This window comes from Pseudomonas sp. SF2 (genome assembly GCF_036858055.1).
Taxonomy (GTDB): Bacteria; Pseudomonadota; Gammaproteobacteria; order Pseudomonadales; family Pseudomonadaceae; genus Aquipseudomonas.
In genome coordinates this window covers 48,379-67,043 of sequence record NZ_JAMBDI010000009.1, presented here as the reverse complement: position 1 = coordinate 67,043, position 18,665 = coordinate 48,379, and the positions used below count along the sequence as shown (strand labels likewise).

Annotated in this window: 17 protein-coding genes; 2 read left to right on the top strand and 15 right to left on the bottom strand. The window is 63.9% G+C overall.

The window, feature by feature from the left end; all coding sequences use genetic code 11:
• Window positions 1-418: 418 nt before the first annotated feature.
• From M2S36_RS06045 to M2S36_RS05995, 11 genes are all read right to left on the bottom strand, one after another.
• Window positions 419-1,711 (bottom strand): adenylosuccinate synthase, encoded by a 1,293-nt coding sequence (locus M2S36_RS06045; protein WP_063911922.1) that lies wholly within the window; start codon window positions 1,709-1,711, stop codon window positions 419-421.
• A gap of 56 nt (window positions 1,712-1,767) precedes the next feature.
• Window positions 1,768-2,955, bottom strand: coding sequence for an ATP phosphoribosyltransferase regulatory subunit (locus M2S36_RS06040; protein WP_333956837.1), 1,188 nt, complete (start codon window positions 2,953-2,955; stop codon window positions 1,768-1,770).
• A 302-nt stretch (window positions 2,956-3,257) separates the two neighbouring features.
• A complete protein-coding gene (hflC, locus tag M2S36_RS06035; protein ID WP_063911924.1) occupies window positions 3,258-4,127 on the bottom strand; it encodes a protease modulator HflC in 870 nt (289 codons plus the stop codon).
• Window positions 4,127-5,308, bottom strand: coding sequence for an FtsH protease activity modulator HflK (gene hflK, locus M2S36_RS06030; RefSeq protein ID WP_063911925.1), 1,182 nt, complete (start codon window positions 5,306-5,308; stop codon window positions 4,127-4,129). The genes hflC and hflK overlap by 1 nt, the downstream gene beginning before the upstream one ends.
• Before the next feature lie 96 nt (window positions 5,309-5,404).
• Window positions 5,405-6,706: a ribosome rescue GTPase HflX gene (gene hflX, locus M2S36_RS06025; protein WP_015272005.1), complete on the bottom strand. Its 1,302-nt coding sequence runs from the start codon at window positions 6,704-6,706 to the stop codon at window positions 5,405-5,407.
• Between the two features lie 12 nt (window positions 6,707-6,718).
• Window positions 6,719-6,979, bottom strand: coding sequence for an RNA chaperone Hfq (gene hfq / locus M2S36_RS06020; protein WP_003258160.1), 261 nt, complete (start codon window positions 6,977-6,979; stop codon window positions 6,719-6,721).
• Between the two features lie 94 nt (window positions 6,980-7,073).
• Window positions 7,074-8,045: a tRNA (adenosine(37)-N6)-dimethylallyltransferase MiaA gene (miaA, locus tag M2S36_RS06015; RefSeq protein WP_063911926.1), complete on the bottom strand. Its 972-nt coding sequence runs from the start codon at window positions 8,043-8,045 to the stop codon at window positions 7,074-7,076.
• A 1-nt stretch (window position 8,046) separates the two neighbouring features.
• Window positions 8,047-9,945, bottom strand: a complete 1,899-nt coding sequence (mutL, locus tag M2S36_RS06010; protein WP_207828679.1) for a DNA mismatch repair endonuclease MutL — start codon at window positions 9,943-9,945, stop codon at window positions 8,047-8,049.
• Window positions 9,942-11,378: an N-acetylmuramoyl-L-alanine amidase gene (locus tag M2S36_RS06005; protein WP_063911928.1), complete on the bottom strand. Its 1,437-nt coding sequence runs from the start codon at window positions 11,376-11,378 to the stop codon at window positions 9,942-9,944. The genes mutL and M2S36_RS06005 overlap by 4 nt, the downstream gene beginning before the upstream one ends.
• A gap of 11 nt (window positions 11,379-11,389) precedes the next feature.
• Window positions 11,390-11,848, bottom strand: coding sequence for a tRNA (adenosine(37)-N6)-threonylcarbamoyltransferase complex ATPase subunit type 1 TsaE (tsaE, locus tag M2S36_RS06000; RefSeq protein WP_243434030.1), 459 nt, complete (start codon window positions 11,846-11,848; stop codon window positions 11,390-11,392).
• A 2-nt stretch (window positions 11,849-11,850) separates the two neighbouring features.
• Window positions 11,851-12,711 carry an NAD(P)H-hydrate dehydratase gene (locus M2S36_RS05995; protein WP_333956836.1) on the bottom strand — a complete coding sequence of 287 codons (861 nt, stop codon included), beginning with the start codon at window positions 12,709-12,711 and terminating at the stop codon, window positions 11,851-11,853.
• Window positions 12,712-12,776: 65 nt separating this feature from the next.
• Between M2S36_RS05995 and queG the strand changes: the two genes are divergently transcribed.
• Window positions 12,777-13,841: a tRNA epoxyqueuosine(34) reductase QueG gene (gene queG, locus M2S36_RS05990; RefSeq protein ID WP_207828675.1), complete on the top strand. Its 1,065-nt coding sequence runs from the start codon at window positions 12,777-12,779 to the stop codon at window positions 13,839-13,841.
• A gap of 259 nt (window positions 13,842-14,100) precedes the next feature.
• Here the strand turns inward: queG and M2S36_RS05985 are convergent, their stop codons facing one another.
• Window positions 14,101-14,712 (bottom strand): trimeric intracellular cation channel family protein, encoded by a 612-nt coding sequence (locus tag M2S36_RS05985; RefSeq protein ID WP_063911932.1) that lies wholly within the window; start codon window positions 14,710-14,712, stop codon window positions 14,101-14,103.
• Between the two features lie 100 nt (window positions 14,713-14,812).
• Window positions 14,813-15,355 (bottom strand): oligoribonuclease, encoded by a 543-nt coding sequence (gene orn / locus M2S36_RS05980; RefSeq protein ID WP_003258152.1) that lies wholly within the window; start codon window positions 15,353-15,355, stop codon window positions 14,813-14,815.
• A gap of 145 nt (window positions 15,356-15,500) precedes the next feature.
• Between orn and rsgA the strand changes: the two genes are divergently transcribed.
• Window positions 15,501-16,532 (top strand): small ribosomal subunit biogenesis GTPase RsgA, encoded by a 1,032-nt coding sequence (gene rsgA / locus M2S36_RS05975; RefSeq protein ID WP_063911933.1) that lies wholly within the window; start codon window positions 15,501-15,503, stop codon window positions 16,530-16,532.
• A 159-nt stretch (window positions 16,533-16,691) separates the two neighbouring features.
• On the opposite strand, the gene motB is transcribed toward rsgA, so the two are convergent.
• Together motB and motA are read right to left on the bottom strand one after the other, a co-directional pair.
• On the bottom strand, window positions 16,692-17,705 hold the full coding sequence (gene motB / locus M2S36_RS05970) for a flagellar motor protein MotB (RefSeq protein WP_207828673.1): 1,014 nt from the start codon (window positions 17,703-17,705) through the stop codon (window positions 16,692-16,694).
• Between the two features lie 3 nt (window positions 17,706-17,708).
• Window positions 17,709-18,560, bottom strand: coding sequence for a flagellar motor stator protein MotA (gene motA / locus M2S36_RS05965; protein WP_015272014.1), 852 nt, complete (start codon window positions 18,558-18,560; stop codon window positions 17,709-17,711).
• Between the last annotated feature and the right edge of the window lie 105 nt (window positions 18,561-18,665).

Sequence of the window (18,665 nt, the reverse complement as noted above, 5' to 3'; positions counted from 1 at the left end):
CACATCTTGCCCGGCTTGCTCCAGTTCACTGGCGAGTTGGCGGCTGTCATTGCCCAGGCGTTCACCCAGGTCGGCCTCCAGGGCGGTGACCGTGCTTCGGGTAAGCGCAACGGCAACCAGCACCTGCACCAAAAGAGCGATACCAAGGGCAACAAACACAGGCCGCAAAAGGCGGCTTCGTAACAGTGAGAGAATGGCAGACACGGTGTAACCCTCGTGTTTTCTGGCGCCACTATTTTGATGGCATCTTCAGAAACTTCTTACAGCAAGGGTTGTGCCGGGGGCAGCAGGGATAAGTGCCAAGGTTTAGCAATGGGTTTTCCGGTACTGGCCCTATCGCCGGGACAGGCATACCCCACAAATGAAAACGCCGCAGCCCCTTTCAGGGCCACGGCGTCAGATCAGCCTGGAAGGCAGATCAGGCGAACGGATGACGCAGCACGATGGTCTCGTTGCGGTCCGGGCCGGTGGAGATGATATCGATCGGTGCGCCGATCAGCGCTTCGATGCGCTTGATGTAGGCGCGAGCGTTGGCCGGCAGCTCTTCCAGGGTTTTCACGCCCAGGGTCGATTCGCTCCAGCCTGGCATCTCTTCGTACACCGGCTCCAGGCCGATGTAGCTGTCGGCATCGGAAGGCGCGTCGATGACGGCACCGTTCTCGTTCTTGTAGCCAACGCAGATGTTGATGGTTTCCAGGCCGTCCAGTACGTCCAGCTTGGTCAGGCAGATGCCCGAGATGCTGTTGACGTCGATGGCGCGGCGCAGGATCACGGCATCGAACCAGCCGCAACGGCGCGCACGGCCGGTGGTGGAACCGAACTCATGGCCACGCTTGGCCAGGGTCGCGCCAGTCTCGTCGAACAGTTCAGTCGGGAACGGACCGGAACCTACGCGAGTGGTGTAGGCCTTGGTGATACCCAGGATGTAGTCCAGGTACATCGGGCCAACGCCGGAACCGGTGGAGATACCGCCAGCAGTGGTGTTGGAGCTGGTGACGTACGGGTAGGTACCGTGGTCGATGTCCAGCAGCGAGCCCTGGGCACCTTCGAACATGATGTCCTTGCCGGCACGACGCAGGTTGTGCAGCTCGGCGGTGACGTCGAGCATCATCGGCTTGAGCTGTTCGGCGTAGGCCATGCATTCGTCCAGGGTCTGCTGGAAGTCGATGGCCGGCTCTTTGTAGTAATTCACCAGCTGGAAGTTGTGGTAGTCCAGCAGCTCACCCAGCTTGGCGGCGAAACGCTCGCGGTGGAACAGGTCACCCACGCGCAGGCCGCGGCGTGCGACCTTGTCTTCGTAGGCTGGGCCGATACCACGGCCGGTGGTGCCGATCTTGGCTTCGCCACGGGCTTTTTCGCGGGCCTGGTCCAGGGCAACGTGGTACGACAGGATCAGCGGCGCGGCCGGGCTGATGCGCAGGCGCTCGCGCACCGGTACGCCCTTCTCTTCCAGCTTGGTGATTTCACGCATCAGGGCATCCGGGGCAACGACCACGCCGTTGCCGATCAGGCACTGTACGCCTTCACGCAGGATACCGGACGGAATCAGGTGCAGAACGGTCTTCTCACCGTTGATCACCAGGGTGTGACCCGCGTTGTGGCCACCTTGGTAGCGCACTACGGCGGCAGCATGTTCGGTCAGCAGATCGACGATCTTGCCTTTGCCCTCATCACCCCACTGGGTGCCCAGGACGACGACATTCTTACCCATTACATTGGTCCTCATTCACGCAAACTTGGTTGCCGGCCTGTTGCCGGCGCAGAAACTCACTGGGCCAGCGGCAGAACCTGCCAGCGCCCGTCTTGCTGAATCAATTGCCGATCACAATCCGCCTCGAGAGCAGCACTCAACGGCTGGCCAGGCAGGGCCTGGACCACACGCTGGCCCTCGCTGCGCAACTGGCAGACTTGCTGCCAGAGGGCCGCGTCGCCACTGTCCGGCATCCAGATGCCGCCAGTTGGCAATACGACCTCCGCTCGCCCCAGTGTGACCAGGGTCTTCAAATCCGTGGAGAAACCGGTGGCCGGGCGGGCCCGGCCGAAATCGGCGCCGATGTCGTCATAGCGCCCGCCCTGGGCGATCGATTGACCCTCGCCCGGCACGAACACGGCGAACACCACGCCCGTGTGGTAGTGGTAACCGCGCAGCTCGCCGAGGTCGAAGTACAGCGGCAGGTCCGGGAAGCGCGCCGTCAGACGATCGGCGATTGCCAGCAGGTCGTCCAGCGCCGCCAGCACGCTGGCCGGGGCACGCCCCAGGCGCACGCGGGCTTCGGCCAGCACTTCGCGGCCACCGCACAGTTCGACCAGCGCGCGCAGCATGTTGCCCAGGTCCTTCGGCAGGTCGGCGGTCAGCACCTGCACTTCATCCACGGCCTTGCGCTGCAGGGCGTCGAACAGCTGCTGCTCGACCGCACCGGACAGGCCGGCAGCACGGGCCAGGCCGCGGTAGATGCCGACATGGCCGAGGTCCATGTGCACATCCGGCACATCGGTCAGTTGCAGCGTGGCGAGCATCAGGCTGATGACTTCGACATCGCTGGTGGGGCTGGCGTCGCCGTACAGCTCGGCGCCCAGCTGGATCGGGCTGCGCGAGGTGGACAGGGCTCGCGGCTGGGCGTGCAGCACGCTGCCGGCATAGCACAGGCGGCTAGGGCCTTCACGGCGCAGGGTGTGGGCGTCGATGCGCGCCACCTGCGGGGTGAAGTCGGCGCGGAAGCCCATCAGGCGGCCGGACTGCGGGTCCACTACCTTGAAGGTGCGCTGGTCCAGGTCCTGGCCGGCGCCGGTAAGCAGCGACTCCAGGTACTCGATATGCGGGGTGACGACCAGTTCGTAGCCCCAACTCTGGAACAGGTCCAACACCTGGCGGCGCGCGATCTCGATGCGCGCAGCCTCAGGTGGCAGTACTTCCTCGATGCCATCTGGCAGCAGCCAGCGGTCTACCGTTGCCATTACGCCATTTCCCCTCTGGTCCGGGCGGCTTGCCAAGCAGGCGAGCCGTCAGTAAAGCCGGTATCGCGCACAGCAGCGGGCAGCACTGATCCCAGCGCAGCCACCGTACCCGACACCCTCGAATTGCCTTGCGACCTGACCAAACCGCCAACTGGCGGTTTGCCAATCAACCTTGCAGACGCAAAAAAGCCGGGAAATTTCCCGGCTGCCTCATCATACACCCCTTTTCATTCAGGATGCACCCCGCCTGGTGTTTTAGCTGCCAGGCGGGGCGCCGCTGCATGAGAATCAGGGCCTGAGCATCACGGCCTGCTCTTGTCCAGGAAGCGGAAGAACTCGTTCTTCGGGTCCAGGACCAGCACGTCGCTCTTGCTCGAGAAGCTCTCGCGGTACGCCTGCAGGCTACGGTAGAACGCGTAGAAATCAGGGTCCTGAGTGTAGGCCTTGGCGTAGATGGCGGCCGCCTGGGCGTCGCCGTCACCGCGGGTTTCCTCTGCTTCGCGATAGGCCTCAGCCAGCAATACGCGGCGCTGACGGTCGGCATCGGCACGGATACCTTCAGCCAGCTCGTTACCCTTGGCGCGGTGCTCGCGGGCTTCACGCTCACGCTCGGTGCTCATGCGGTCGAACACGCTGCGGTTGACTTCCTTCGGCAGGTCGATGGCCTTGACGCGCACATCGACCACCTCGATACCCAGCTCCTTGGCAGCCATGCGGTTCAGCGAAGCAGTGATGTCAGCCATCAGCGCGTCACGTTCACCGGAAACCACTTCGTGCAGGGTACGTTTACCGAACTGGTCACGCAGGCCGCTTTCCAGACGACGCGACAGACGCTCGTCGGCAATCTGCTTCATGCCGGACGTGGCGGTGTAGAAGCGTTCGGCGTCCTTGACGCGCCACTTGGCGTAAGCGTCGACCATCACCGCTTTCTTCTCCAGGGTCAGGAACCGCTGGGTCGGGGCGTCGAGGGTCATCAGGCGGGCGTCGAACTTGCGCACCTGGTTCACGTACGGAATCTTCACGTGCATGCCCGGCTGTACATCCGCCTGGACTACCTTACCGAAGCGCAGCAATACCGCACGCTCGGTCTGGGACACGATGTAGAAGCTGTTCCAGGCCACGATGGCCAGGACCACGGCGGCGATCAGGGCGATCAGCGATCTGTTGCTCATCAGCGGCTCTCCCTAGTGCGCAGCGGCTGCTGTTGCTGTTGCAGGTCCTGCGCCGCACGGGCGGCCGCATCGTTGACCGATGGCGACACGCCAGTGGTCGGCGCGGACGGGTTGCGGCTGCCTTCGACCATCTTGTCCAGCGGCAGGTAGAGCAGGTTGTTCTGCCCGTCCTTGGTTGCCACCATGACCTTGCTCGAATTGCTGTAGACCTCTTGCATGGTTTCCAGGTACAGGCGCTGACGGGTCACGTCAGGTGCCTTGCGGTACTCGGCGACCAGCTTGGTGAAGCGGTCGGCTTCACCCTTGGCACGGGCGATGACTTCGTCGCGGTAACCGTTGGCGTCCTCGATGATGCGCTGGGCCTGACCACGGGCTTCCGGCACCACGCCATTGGCGTAGGACTCGGCCTGGTTGCGGGCACGCTGCTCATCTTCGCGGGCACGGATCACGTCGTCGAAGGCTTCCTGCACTTCACGCGGGGCTGCCGCGCTCTGGACGTTGACCTGGGTAACAGTGATACCGGTACGGTAGGTGTCGAGGAAGCGCTGCAGGCGTTCGCGGATATCCACGGCCATCTGCTCGCGGCCTTCGGTCAGCACCTGGTCCATCGAGGTGGAACCCACCACGTGGCGCAGGGCACTCTCGGTCGCGTGCTGCAGGCTGACCTCAGGCTGGTCGACGTTGAGCACGAAGTCCTGCAGGTTGCTGATCTTGTACTGGACGGTCAGCGGCACCTCGACGATGTTCTCGTCTTCGGTCAGCATCTGGCCCTGCTTGGTGTAGGCACGCTCGCGCGTGACGTTCTCCATGTACTTGCGATCGATCGGCGGGAAGTAGATGTTCAGGCCGGGGCCGACCGTTTCATAGTACTTGCCGAAGCGCAGCACCACGGCCTGCTCCTGCTCGTCGACCACGTACACGGCGCTGTACAGCCAGATCGCAGCCAGTACCGCCAGGCCGATGCCCAGCAGGCCCAGGCCACCGCCCTTGCCGACATTGCGGTCACCGCCGCCACGTTTCTTGCCACTGCCGAACATGCCGTTCAGGCTGTCCTGCAATTTGCGGAAGGCCTCGTCCAGGTCCGGTGGACCTTTCTTGTCACCACCGCCGCCACCGCCATTCCGGCGGCCGCCCCAGGGATCCTGATTGTTCGAGTTGCCACCCGGCTCGTTCCAAGCCATAGCGCTCTCCATCTGATAAAGCAAAGACGCGCCCACGGCGCGCCGTCCAATGCTACAGAATGCCTGTCATTGCTGCCCGGCGACCTCGACGAGCATTTATTGCAAAGTGTGTTGCTCGACAAACACTTGCGGCTCCATGCCTTCGCGGCTGACCAGGCGATTCAGTTCGACCATGGGCAGTCGCACGCTCAGCAGGCTGCGCCCTTCTTCATCATGCTCTTCACTCTGCACGGCACCCAGGGCAAAGAATTGCGCGCGCAAGCGGGCAAAACGCTGCTCCAGACACAAGGTACCGACAAACAGATCATCCCCCAGCAACTCGGCAATCGCCTGGCCGACCAGCTCCAGGCCACGCCCATCGCGTGCCGATACCCAGACCCGTTCCGGTTTGCCATCGGCATTGCGCTGGATCTGCGGCTCGACATCTTCGAGCAGGTCGAGTTTGTTATACACCTCGAGGATCGGCAACCCTTCGGCACCAATCTCGCCCAACACCGCCAGCACCTGCTCGATCTGCTCCATGCGCTCCGGCTCATGGGCGTCGATCACATGCAGCAGCAAGTCGGAGTTGCTCGACTCTTCGAGCGTAGCCCGAAATGCCTCGACCAGCTTGTGCGGCAGGTGGCGAATGAAGCCCACGGTGTCGGCCAGCACGATCGGCCCCAGGTCGTTCAGCTCGAGCCGGCGCAGGGTCGGGTCGAGGGTGGCGAACAGCTGGTCCGCGGCATACACCTCGGATTCGGTCAGGGCGTTGAACAGCGTGGACTTGCCGGCGTTGGTATAACCCACCAGCGACACCGACGGGATATCCGCGCGCTTGCGCCCGCGGCGCGCCTGCTCGCGCTGGCTGCGCACCTTCTCCAGGCGTGACTTGATCTGGCGAATGCGCACCCGCAACAGGCGGCGGTCGGTTTCCAGCTGGGTTTCACCCGGGCCGCGCAGGCCGATACCACCCTTCTGACGCTCAAGGTGGGTCCAGCCGCGCACCAGCCGCGTGCTCATGTGCTCGAGCTGGGCCAGTTCGACCTGCAGCTTGCCTTCATGGGTACGCGCCCTTTGGGCGAAGATATCGAGGATCAGCCCGGTACGGTCGAGCACACGACACTCGAACACACGTTCAAGGTTGCGCTCCTGACTGGGCGTGAGGGTGTGATTGAAAATCACCAGGTCTACCTGTTCGGCATGGACCAGGTCGTGCAACTCTTCGACCTTGCCACTGCCAATCAGGTATTTGGCGGAAGGCTGATGCCTTGCCACCGTGACCAGCGAGACGATGTCGGCACCGGCCGACAATGCAAGCTCCTGGAACTCCTGCGGGTCTTCGCGCGCCTCAGGGTTCTGACCTTCCAAGTGAACGAGCAACGCCCGCTCACCACCACCGTGGCGCTCAAAGAACAATGCAGGCTCCTATCAGGCGTTGCCTGGCTCGCTGTCGCCGTGTTCGGAATCGGACGGGCTTGGCAGACGAACCGGACGGGCAGGAACCACAGTCGAGATGGCGTGCTTGTAGACCATCTGGCTGACGGTGTTCTTCAGCAGTACCACGAACTGGTCGAAGGACTCGATCGAACCCTGCAGTTTGATGCCGTTGACCAGGTAGATGGATACCGGGACCTTTTCTTTTCTCAAGGTGTTCAAGTAAGGGTCTTGTAGCGAATGCCCTTTTGACATATGCCGCACTCCTGTAAGGATAAATAATAGAAAATCAAGAAAATCGATAAATTAGGCCGCCCCTTCGCAAGAATAGACGGCAATCAGCAGGGACTCAGCCCAATATGGAGATGGCCCCAAGGTATTTCAAGGTGCGGGACAGATTGTCGCAGGCCAGGCTGTCAAGCCAGTGTACTTCAGGCCAGCCACGCAACCATGTGAACTGCCGCTTGGCCAACTGCCTGGTAGCAATGATACCGCGCTCACGCATCTCATTCTCGGTCAGCTTGCCGTCGAGGTAGTCCCAGACCTGCCGATACCCCACTGCCCGTATAGACGGCAGCCCGGCGTGCAAGTCACTTCTGGCTCGCAGCGATCGGACCTCGTCGACGAAGCCCTGTTCCAGCATCTGTGAAAATCGTAACGCAATTCGATGATGCAAAATGTGACGATCTGTAGGAGCAATCGCCAAACTCGCGACAGTATAGGGCAAATGCCCGCCAGCGCCTGCGTCTGCGCCGCGACTTTCCGCGAATTGACGTTGGCGATGTGCTGTCATGCTCTCGCCACTCACCCGGTACACCTCCAGAGCCCGGATCAACCGCTGCGGGTCGTTGGGGTGGATACGCGCCGCCGACTCGGGGTCGACCTCGGCCAACTGGCGGTGCAACTCGGCCAGGCCCAGGGCTTCGGCCTGTGCCTCCAGCTCGGCACGCACCGCGGCATCGGCCGCCGGCATGTCGGCAAGGCCATCGATCAACGCCTTGTAATAGAGCATGGTGCCGCCCACCAGCAGCGGGATCTTGCCGCGCGCGGTGATTTCGGCCATGGCCTCCAGGGCATCGGTACGGAACTGCGCAGCCGAATAGCTTTCGGCGGGGTCGCGAATATCGATCAACCGGTGCGGGTGAGCGGCGAGGATTTCTTTCGACGGCTTGGCCGAGCCGATATCCATGCCGCGGTAAACCAGCGCCGAATCGACGCTGATCAGCTCGCACGGCAGTACTTTGGTCAGCTCGATGGCCAGGTCGGTCTTGCCGGCCGCTGTCGGGCCCATCAGGAATATTGCAGGGGGCTTGCCGCTCATTTCATCGACCGCGCAGGAAGAGTTTGTCCAGGTCGTCCAGGCCCATCTGGGTCCAGGTGGGGCGACCATGGTTGCACTGGCCGCTGCGCTCGGTGTTTTCCATGTCACGCAGCAGGGCATTCATCTCGGGGATCGCCAGGCGCCGGTTGGCGCGCACGGCACCGTGACAGGCCATGGTACCGAGCAGCTCGTTGAGGTGCGCCTGGATACGGTCGCTGGTGCCGTATTCCATCAGGTCGGCGAGTACATCCTGCACCAGCCGGTTGGCCTCGGCCTGCTTGAGCAAAGCCGGGATCTGGCGGATGGCCAGGGTCTCGGGGCCCAGGCGCTGCAGTTCGAAGCCCAGCCGCTGGAACCACTGCGCGTGCTCTTCGGCGCAGTCTGCTTCACGCTGGCTCAAGGCCAGGGTCTCCGGCACCAGCAGCGGCTGCCCGCTCAGGCCTTCGCTGGCCATGGCCACCTTCAGGCGCTCGTACATGATGCGCTCGTGAGCGGCGTGCATATCTACCAGCACCAGGCCGATGGCGTTCTCGGCCAGGATGTAGATGCCCTTGAGCTGCGCCAGCGCGTAGCCCAGCGGGGGAATGTCACCCTGGCTTTCGGGCAACGCCGTCGTCGGCGCCGCGCCTTCATCCAGCGGCTTGTAAAACTCGCGATACACCGCCTGTGCCTCGGCGGCCGGCAGCGGCTGCGAGGGGCGTGGGGTGTACTGGTATTGGTAACCCGCGCCACTGCCGCCATTGGAAAACGACTGCTGCGGGGCACGCGGCTGTTCAAGCACCGGCGAGGCCAGGCGCATTTCGCCCTGGGGGCCGAACTCGCCGGCCTGCTGGCCCGTGGGGCGGACCATCTCGGGCACGGCGACAGGCGCAGCCAACTGGTCTTCCGGGCGCACATCGGCCAAGGCGCGATGCAGGGTGCCATACAGGAAGTCGTGCACCGAGCGCCCCTCGCGGAAACGCACTTCGTGCTTGGTCGGGTGCACGTTGACGTCGACGCCGTTGGGCTCCAGCTCCAGGAACAGCACGAAGGTCGGGTGGCGGCCATTGAACAGCACATCGCGGTAGGCCTGGCGCACGGCATGGGCGACCAGCTTGTCGCGCACCGCACGGCCGTTGACGAAGAAGTACTGCAGGTCTGCCTGGCTGCGCGAGAAGGTTGGCAGGCCGACCCAGCCCCACAGGCGCAGACCGTTGCGTTCCACGTCGATCGGCAGCGCCTGCTCCATGAAGCCCGGGCCACAGATGGCGCCCACTCGCCGCGCACGGGCAGTTTCATCGTGGGCCTCGTGCAGGCTGAGGATGCTCTTGCCGTTGTGACGCAGGTGGAAGCCGACATCGAAGCGCGCCAGCGCCAGGCGCCGGATGACTTCCTGCAGGTGATCGAATTCGGTCTTCTCAGCCTTGAGGAACTTGCGCCGGGCCGGGGTGTTGAAGAACAGGTCGCGCACTTCCACCGAAGTCCCCACCGGGTGCGCCGCCGGCTGCACCCGCGGGGTCATGTCGCGGCCTTCGGTTTCCACCTGCCAGGCCTCGGTAGCGCTGGCGGTACGCGAAGTCAGGGTCAGGCGCGCCACCGAGCTGATCGAGGCCAGGGCCTCACCCCGGAAGCCCAGGCTCAATACCCCTTCGAGGTCTTCCAGCTCGCGGATCTTGCTGGTGGCGTGACGGGCCAGGGCCAGCGGCAGGTCGTCGGCGGAAATGCCGCTGCCATCGTCACGCACCCGCAACAGCTTGACGCCGCCCTGCTCCACCTCCACGTCGATACGCCGGGCGCCGGAGTCCAGGCTGTTCTCCAGCAACTCCTTGGCGACAGAGGCCGGCCGCTCGACAACCTCGCCGGCGGCAATCTGGTTGGCCAGCCGCGGGCTGAGCAGCTGGATGCGCGAACCACCACTCATTGCGAGGCCAATGTGGTGGCAGGGATATCGAGGCGCTGGCCAACCTTGAGCTCATCGGTCTTGAGGCCGTTGGTGCTACGCAGGCTGGCCGCGCTGACCTGATAGCGCACGGCGAGCATCGCCAGGGTTTCGCCAGGGCGCACCGTGTGCTCACGCGGCCCGGCGGCGATCTTGCCGGTGTCGCGCAACCAGGCGATATAGGTGCCAGGCGGCGGGTTCTGCTGGAAGTACTGGCGCACACCGGTGTGGATCGAGCGAGCCAGGGCCTGCTGATGGCTGGCGGTGGCCAGCTTGGCGGCTTCGTTGTTGTTCGAGATGAACCCTGTTTCAACGAGGATCGACGGGATATCCGGCGACTTCAGCACCATGAAGCCGGCCTGTTCCACCCGCTGCTTGTGCAGCGAGGTAATGCGGCCCATGTTGCCCAGCACCTTCTGCCCGACATTGAGGCTGGAGCTGAGCGTGGCGGTCATCGACAGGTCGAGCAGCACGCCGGCCAGCATGCGGTCCTTGTCGTCGAGGCTGACGTTGCCGGCACCACCGATCAGGTCGGAACGGTTTTCCGTGTCGGCCAGCCAGCGCGCGGTCTCGGAGGTGGCGCCGCGGTCGGACAGGGCGAACACCGAGGCACCAAAGGCAGCGCGGGATGGCGCGGCGTCGGCATGGATCGAGATGAACAGGTCGGCCCCCTTCTTGCGGGCGATTTCCGTGCGCTTGCGCAGCGGGATGAAGTAGTCGCCGGTACGGGTCAGCTCGGCCCGGAAGCCTTTTTCGCTGTTGATCTGGCGCTGCAGTTCCTTGGCGATCTGCAGCACGATGTCTTTTTCATGCTGGCCACGCGAGCCGGACGCACCCGGGTCTTCGCCGCCGTGGCCGGCGTCGATGGCAACCACGATGTCACGCTTGCCGCTGGGTACCGGCGGCAGCTTGATGGCGGGCTGGGCCGGGGTCACCGGCACTGCCGGGGTGGTAGCAGGCGTGGTTGCAGGCGTTGGTACCGGTGCCGGAGGCGGCGCGCTGGCCGCGACGGCGTCGGCTTCCTGGTCGTACAGGTCGACCACCAGGCGGTTGCCGTACTGGGCATTGGGCGCCAGGGTGAAGCTTTTGGGGGTGACCGACTTTTTCAGGTCGACCACCACGCGCAGGTCGGTCGGGGTGCGCTGGGCCGAACGCACGCTGCTGATCGGCGTATTGGAGGTAGCCACGTTCAGCGGCGCGGCCAAGGTCGCGCCATTGATGTCGATAACCAGGCGATCAGGTGCGCTCAGAGTGAAGACGCTGTGCTGCACAGGGCCAGACAGGTCGAAGACCAGCCGCGTGTTGTCGGGCGCGCGCCACAGGCGCATGCTCTTGACTTGAGTGACGGCCAGAGCGTCAACGGTCACCGTTGTCAGCAGCAGCCCAACGATGGCGACCAGTGCGCGTATGCGCATACCTACCCCACTTACTGTTTATAGTGTTCGGCCAGTGCAACGCACCAGGCCTCGCCGCGAGCCCCCTGCGGCGAAAGGATCAGCGAGCGTCCGCCCGCTTGGGGGCTTATGGTAATGGTCAGGTCGGGCTTTGGCAAAACGCCCGCACCCTTTTGTGGCCACTCGAACAGGCACAGCGGGTCGCCCTCGAAATAGTCACGAATGCCCATGAACTCCAGCTCTTCCGGATCGACCAGGCGATACAGGTCGAAATGGAACGCCCGCACCTCACCGATTTCGTAAGGCTCGACCACCGTGAAGGTCGGGCTTTTCACTGCACCAGTATGGCCCAGGCCACGAATCAGGCCACGCGACAGCGTGGTTTTGCCCGCACCCAGGTCACCCTCCAGAAAAATCACGCCGTGACCGCCGGTCACCTCGGCCAGGTGTGCGCCGAATTTGACCGTGGCCGCTTCATCGGCCAGAAACAGGTTTAAGCCAGACACGCAGAATGCTCCTCCAACAACTCACGAATGACCGGCGCCAGATCGCTGGCAGCCAGGCCTCTACCTTTAACGCCCAGACGCTCGCCGGCACAGGCGTGCAGCCATACCCCCAGCCCCGCGGCATGCCAGGCATCCAGGCCCTGGGCCAGCAGCGCCGCCAGCACACCGGTCAGCACATCGCCCAGGCCGGCACCGGCCATGGCCGGGTGGCCGCGTTCGCACAGCAGCAGTTGCCCGGCCGGGTTGGCGACCAGAGTGCCGGCCCCCTTGAGCACGCAGACGCTGTTGTAACGGCGCGCCAGTTTGCGAGCAGCCCCCGGGCGGTCCGCCTGCACAGCCTCGGTGGAAATACCCAGCAGCCGCGCCGCCTCCCCCGGGTGCGGGGTAAGGATGCTGCCACTGGGCAGGGCCAGCGGGGTACGCGCCAGCAAGTTCAGGGCATCGGCGTCCCACACCTGCGGGCGCTCGGCATTGGCCACCGCCGAAAGCAGGCTGCGACCCCAGGCTGCCTGGCCCAGGCCGGGACCGACCACCAGCACCGAAGCGCGCTCCAGCACGCCCATCAGCTGGTTGGCCGAACTGGCGCCCAGGCACATGACCTCGGGCAGGCGCGCCAGGCTGGCGGCCACGTGCTCGGGCCGGGTCGCCACGCTGACCAGTCCGGCACCACAGCGCAAGGCGGCTTCGGCACTGAGCAGCACGGCGCCACCGGTACCGAGGTCGCCACCGACCACCAGCACATGGCCGAAGTCGCCTTTATGGGCATGCGCATGCCGTGCGGGCAGGTGCGCGACAGTCACGCTGCTGAGCAATTGTGGGGTATGGCTGGGGTGTTTGGTCTGCGGCATGGGGTCAAAGGCTCCAATGTCTGGCAGAATTATACGCACCTGAGCCCGTATTGCCTTGCCCATCCATGTCCGCCTGTACGCCTGACCTCGCCCAACTGGCCCAATCGATCAAGATCTGGGGCCAAGAACTCGGTTTTGCCCACGTCGGCATCGCCGGGGTCGACCTTGGCGAACACGAACACCACCTGCAGCGCTGGCTCGACGCCGGCTACCAGGGCGAGATGGAATACCTGGGCGCCCACGGCAGCAAGCGCGCACACCCAGAGCAACTGATCCCCGGCACGGTGCGCGTGGTATCGCTGCGCATGGACTACCTGCCCGGCGACACGCAGATGGCGCAGCGCCTGGCACAGCCGGAAAAAGCCTACGTGTCGCGCTACGCCCTGGGCCGGGATTACCACAAGCTGGTGCGCAAGCGCGTGCAGTTCCTGGCCGATCGCATTCAGGAGGCTATCGGCCCGTTCGGTTACCGCGCCTTCGTCGACAGCGCTCCGGTGCTGGAAAAGGCCTTGGCCGAGCAGGCCGGGCTGGGCTGGATCGGCAAGAACACCCTGCTGCTCAACCGCAAGGCGGGCAGCTACTTCTTCCTCGCCGAGCTGTTCGTCGACCTGCCACTGCCGGTGGACGAAGCCACCACCAGCGAACATTGCGGGCGTTGCCAGGCCTGCCTGGACATCTGCCCGACCCAGGCCTTCGTCGGGCCCTATGTGCTGGATGCACGGCGCTGCATCTCGTACCTGACCATCGAACTGCGGGGGCCGATCCCCGTCGAGTTGCGCTCAAAGATGGGCAACCGGGTGTTCGGTTGCGATGACTGCCAGATCGTCTGCCCGTGGAACCGCTTTGCCAGGCACAGCCAGGAACAGGACTTCCAGCCACGGCACGGGCTGGAGAATGCCGAGTTGGCAGAGATGTTCCTGTGGGATGAACGGACCTTCCTGCGCAAGACCGAAGGCGGGCCGTTGCGCCGGGCCGGCTATGAGCGCTGGTTGCGCAACCTGGCGATAGGGTTGGGCAATGCGCCTTCGACGATCCCGGTGATCGAAGCGCTGAAGGCGCGACGCGAGGATGCATCGGAGCTGGTGCGCGAGCATGTGGAGTGGGCGCTGGCGCAGCACGGCATTTCGTAGCCCCCCTGTGGGAGATTGCCCAGCGCTTTAGGCTGCGCTGTTGCACAGACAACTGAATTCGCAAGCGGTCCTCGTACCCTGTGGGAGCGGCTTTAGCCGGTGTTCGCGGCTAAAGCCGCTCCCACAGGGTCCCTGCTAATTCAACGAGTAATGTGCAGCATGAGAGCGGTTTACCCGCGAAGAAGCCACCACGGTGGATGGCACGGGCTGCGCCCGTGTTCGCGGGTGAACCCGCTCCCACAGGGAACGCATGTCAAGACTACTGCTGGTCGTTGTAGTGGAACTTGGGCATTTCCCAATGGAACCGAATCGCCAGCAACCGCAGCAGGAACCCGCCAAACAAGGTCAGCAGCATCGCCTGTTCTGCCGGCACCTTGAAGTACACGCAGCCCAGGTAGAACCACGCCGCAGCGAACGAGACACTGGCGTACAGCTCGCGGCGGAACACCAGGGGAATGTCGTTACAGAAGATATCCCGCAGGATCCCGCCAAATACCCCGGTGATCACCCCGCTGATCGACGCCACCAGCATGCCCTGCCCCATCTCCAGTGCAGTCATGCAGCCAATCAGGGTAAAGGCCACCAGCCCCAGGGCATCGAGCACCAGAAACAGCGAGCGCAGTCGGCGCATCATCGGTGCGATGAAAATGGTCAGCAGCGCCGCACAGCTGGTCAGCACCAGGTATTCCGGATGCTTCACCCAGGTCAGCGGGTAATGCCCGAGCAGCACGTCACGCACCGAGCCGCCACCCAGGGCGGTGACGCAGGCAATCAGCACCACGCCGAACCAGTCCATGCCGCGGCGGCCAGCAGACAACGCGCCGGTCATGGCTTCGGCGGTGATGGCGATAAGGTAGAGCATCAACAACATGGTGCGGGGTCCGTGCGGGCGAGCGAGAAAGGCGCGCAGTCTAACCAGTTGCCCATGGCACCAAAAGGGGGCGCAGATACAATATCTGCGCCCTTTCGGCTCACACCTTGATGAAGTGCTCGCGATAGTGGCGCAGTTCGGCAATCGATTCGCGGATGTCATCCAGTGCCAGGTGGGTGTTGCCCTTCTTGAAGCTGTCACGCACGTCAGGCGCCCAGCGTGCGGCCAGCTCCTTCAAGGTCGAGACATCCAGGTTGCGGTAGTGGAAGTAGTTTTCCAGGTTGCGCATGTGGCGGTAGAGGAAGCGGCGGTCCTGGCAGATGCTGTTGCCGCAGATCGGCGACTTGCCTTTCGGCACCCACTGCTCGAGAAACGCAATGGTCTGCGCCTCGGCTTCGGCCATGCCGACCTTGCTCTCGCGTACGCGCTGGGTCAGCCCCGAAGCGCCATGGGTGCGGGTGTTCCACTCGTCCATGCGCGCCAGCACTTCATCACTGTGGTGGATGGCGATCACCGGGCCTTCGGCCAAGGTATTCAGCTCGCTGTCGGTGACGATGGTGGCCATCTCGATGATGACGTCGCTGTCCGGATCCAGGCCGGTCATTTCCAGGTCGATCCAGATCAGATTCTGTGGGTTTTGCATGCGGGGGCTCCTCGTATAGGCCGTCATATTAGCGTAGTGGCCAAGGCACGCCCATTCACGGCACGAAGGTAAGCGAAATGGTCCGGCGCCTGGCGTGCTAAACTGCTTGCCGTTTTCAACCTGCCCCTCCACGCACGGAACCTTCATGGCCAAACGCCAGCTCAATCGTCGCCAGAACTGGCGCATCGAAAAAATCCAGAACGAGCGCGCCGCGCGTGCGGCCAAACGCGAACAGCACGTACTGCAGGAACTGGAGGGTGGCGACCTGGGGCCGGAGCAGTTGGGCCTGGTGATTGCGCACTTCGGCGTGCAGGTAGAAGTGGAAGCCCAGGACGGCGAAGTCGCCGGCCAGGTGTTCCGCTGCCACTTGCGCGCCAACCTGCCGGCGCTGGTTACCGGCGACCGCGTGGTATGGCGTGCGGGCAATCAGGGCATTGGCGTGATCGTCGCGCAGATGCCGCGCAGCACCGAGCTGTGCCGGCCGAACAACCACGGCCAGCTGAAGCCGGTGGCGGCCAACGTCGACCTGATCGTGATCGTCTTCGCCCCCGCGCCCGAACCGCACCCCAACCTGATCGACCGTTACCTGGTGGCGGCGGAACATGCCGGCATTCGCCCGCTGCTGCTGCTGAACAAGGCCGACCTGATCAACGACGAGAACGGCCCGGGCCTGCATGCGCTGCTAGAGGTGTACCGCGAGCTGGGCTACCCGCTGCTGGAGGTTTCAGCGCACCACGGTGACGGCATGCAACGCCTGCAGCAGATGCTTGACGGCCACATCAGCGTGTTCGTCGGCCAGTCGGGGGTGGGCAAGTCGTCGCTGGTCAACAGCCTGCTGCCGGACGCCGGCACCCGTGTCGGCGACCTGTCGGAATGGTCTGGCCAGGGTACCCATACCACCACCACCGCGCGGCTGTACCACTTCCCCAACGGTGGCGACCTGATCGACTCACCGGGCATCCGCGAGTTCGGCCTGGGTCACGTCAGCCGCAGTGATGTGGAGGATGGCTTCATCGAGTTCCGCGACCTGTTCGGCACGTGCCGCTTCCGCGACTGCAAGCATGATCGCGAACCGGGCTGTGCACTGCTCAAGGCGCTGGACGAGGGGCGTATCAAGCAGCAACGGATGAACAGCTACCGCTCGATCATTGCCAGTTTGCCCGAAGACGCCTACTGACCGCCTGCTCCACAGGCTCTGCACAAGGCTCGAGGGCTACGCCAATCCTGTGGGAGCGGGCGTGCCCGCGAAGCAGGCACCTCGGTGGTTGGCACGGGCTTCGCCCGTGTTCGCGGGCAAGCCCGCTCCCACAAGGGACCGCGCAGGACGAAAGAGGGTTTACTGGTCCTTGGCCTCATCCATCTTCAGCGTCCCCTCTTCGAAGATGTTCAGCTTCTGGCGCAGCTCGCGCGGCTGCATGGGTGCCTGCTCGGTCTCCCCTGGCGCAGCCGGTGCAGCAGCGCCCGGCGCTGCGGGCGTAGCAGCCGGTGCTTCCGGCGTCCCCTGCTCACCCTCGATGTTGCGCTGGGCCTTCTTGGTCAGCACGATGATGTCGATGCGGCGGTTGACCGGGTTGAACGGGTTCTTGCGGTCGAACAGCGAAGACGACGCGTAACCCACCACCCGTGCCACCTGGCCATCCGGGTAGCCACCGGCCACCAGCGCACGGCGCGCGGCGTTGGCACGGTTGGCCGACAGTTCCCAGTTGCCGAACTCGCCACTGCCGGCATACGGCTTGGCGTCGGTGTGGCCACTGATGCTGATCTTGTTCGGCACCGCCTTGATGGTGTCGGCCATGGCCAGCAGGATGTCCTCGAAGTACGGCTGCAGGCGCGCGCTGCCAATGTCGAACATCGGCCGGTTCTCGGCGTCCATGATCTGGATGCGCAGGCCGTCCTGGGTGATCTCGAACAGGATCTGGTCCTTGAACTTCTGCAGTTGCGGGTTCTCTTCCACCTTGTTCTGCAGTTCCTGCAGCAGCAACTCCAGGCGCTCACGCTCGACCTGCTCGGCCATGGTCTCCACCTGGTCCTTGTCCAGCTGGATGCTGGTATCGGGCGTCGGCTCGGACTTGGCTTCGGGGTTGATGGTCTTTTCCGGCGCCAGCTGAGGCGAGCCGCCCAGGTCGATGACGTAGGGCGTGCCGCTTTCCGAGAAGCCGATCGGGTCCTTGAAATAGCCGGCAATGGCGATCTTCTGTTCCGGCGTGGCCGTGGACAACAGCCACAGCACCAGGAAGAACGCCATCATCGCCGTGGCGAAGTCGGCGAAGGCGATTTTCCAGGCGCCGCCGTGGTGGCCGCCGCCAAAGCGCTTGACGCGCTTGACGATGATGGGCTGATTGTTCTCCATGACTCAGCGACCGCGAACCGCTTGTTCCAGCTCGGCGAAGCTTGGGCGGTGCTTGGGGTACAGCACCTTGCGCCCGAACTCGACCGCCAGCGAAGGTGGCATGCCCGAGGCCGAGGCCACCAGCGAAGCCTTGATCGATTCGTAGAGGTTCAGCTCTTCCTTGGCATCGTGCTCCAGGCACTTGGCCAACGGGCCGAAGAAGCCGTAGGCCGCCAGAATACCGAAGAAGGTACCCACCAGCGCCGCACCCACATGGAGGCCGATGGAGGCCTGGTCACCATCACCGAGCGAGGCCATGGTCACCACGATACCCAGTACCGCCGCAACGATACCGAAGCCGGGCATGCCGTCGGCGATACCGGTCACCGCATGGGAAGGGTGCTCCAGCTCTTCCTTCATGCTCAGCAGTTCCATGTCGAACAGGCCCTCGAGCTCGTGCGGGGCCATGTTGCCGGTGGACATGATGCGCAGGTAGTCGCAGACGAACGCAGTCATGCGTTCATCGGCGAGCACCGTCGGGTACTTGGCGAAGATCGGGCTGGCGGCGGCGTCTTCGATGTCGGCCTCGATGGCCATCATGCCTTCACGACGGCTCTTGTTGAGGATCTCGTACACCAGGCCCAGCACTTCCAGGTAGAAGGCGTGAGTAAAGCGCGAGCCGAACATCTTCATCGACTTCTTGATGACGTGCATGGTCATGTGGCCAGGGTTGGCCTGCAGGAATGCACCAAAGGCCGCACCGCCGATGATCAGTACTTCGAACGGCTGGATCAGCGCTGCGATCTTGCCGTGGGAGAGCACGTATCCGCCGAGCACGCTCGCGAATACGACGATGATGCCGATAATTTTAGCCATAGGTTCAAAGCACTTGCTGTCGTGGTCAGGGGAAGAGGCGGGAGCTTTAAAACTCTTCTTCTACTTATCGGCAGAACTGCGCCAGACTATAGCCACTCAATGCGA

Coding starts and splice junctions, on each gene's coding strand:
- orn (WP_003258152.1), bottom strand. CDS start 15,355: ATGCAAAACCCACAGAATCTGATCTGGATCGACCTGGAAATGACCGGC.
- motA (WP_015272014.1), bottom strand. CDS start 18,560: ATGGCTAAAATTATCGGCATCATCGTCGTATTCGCGAGCGTGCTCGGC.
- hflK (WP_063911925.1), bottom strand. CDS start 5,308: ATGGCTTGGAACGAGCCGGGTGGCAACTCGAACAATCAGGATCCCTGG.
- M2S36_RS06040 (WP_333956837.1), bottom strand. CDS start 2,955: ATGGCAACGGTAGACCGCTGGCTGCTGCCAGATGGCATCGAGGAAGTA.
- mutL (WP_207828679.1), bottom strand. CDS start 9,945: ATGAGTGGTGGTTCGCGCATCCAGCTGCTCAGCCCGCGGCTGGCCAAC.
- miaA (WP_063911926.1), bottom strand. CDS start 8,045: ATGAGCGGCAAGCCCCCTGCAATATTCCTGATGGGCCCGACAGCGGCC.
- motB (WP_207828673.1), bottom strand. CDS start 17,705: ATGGAGAACAATCAGCCCATCATCGTCAAGCGCGTCAAGCGCTTTGGC.
- M2S36_RS06005 (WP_063911928.1), bottom strand. CDS start 11,378: ATGCGCATACGCGCACTGGTCGCCATCGTTGGGCTGCTGCTGACAACG.
- M2S36_RS05995 (WP_333956836.1), bottom strand. CDS start 12,711: ATGCCGCAGACCAAACACCCCAGCCATACCCCACAATTGCTCAGCAGC.
- rsgA (WP_063911933.1), top strand. CDS start 15,501: ATGGCCAAACGCCAGCTCAATCGTCGCCAGAACTGGCGCATCGAAAAA.
- hflC (WP_063911924.1), bottom strand. CDS start 4,127: ATGAGCAACAGATCGCTGATCGCCCTGATCGCCGCCGTGGTCCTGGCC.
- M2S36_RS05985 (WP_063911932.1), bottom strand. CDS start 14,712: ATGTTGTTGATGCTCTACCTTATCGCCATCACCGCCGAAGCCATGACC.
- queG (WP_207828675.1), top strand. CDS start 12,777: ATGTCCGCCTGTACGCCTGACCTCGCCCAACTGGCCCAATCGATCAAG.
- M2S36_RS06045 (WP_063911922.1), bottom strand. CDS start 1,711: ATGGGTAAGAATGTCGTCGTCCTGGGCACCCAGTGGGGTGATGAGGGC.
- hfq (WP_003258160.1), bottom strand. CDS start 6,979: ATGTCAAAAGGGCATTCGCTACAAGACCCTTACTTGAACACCTTGAGA.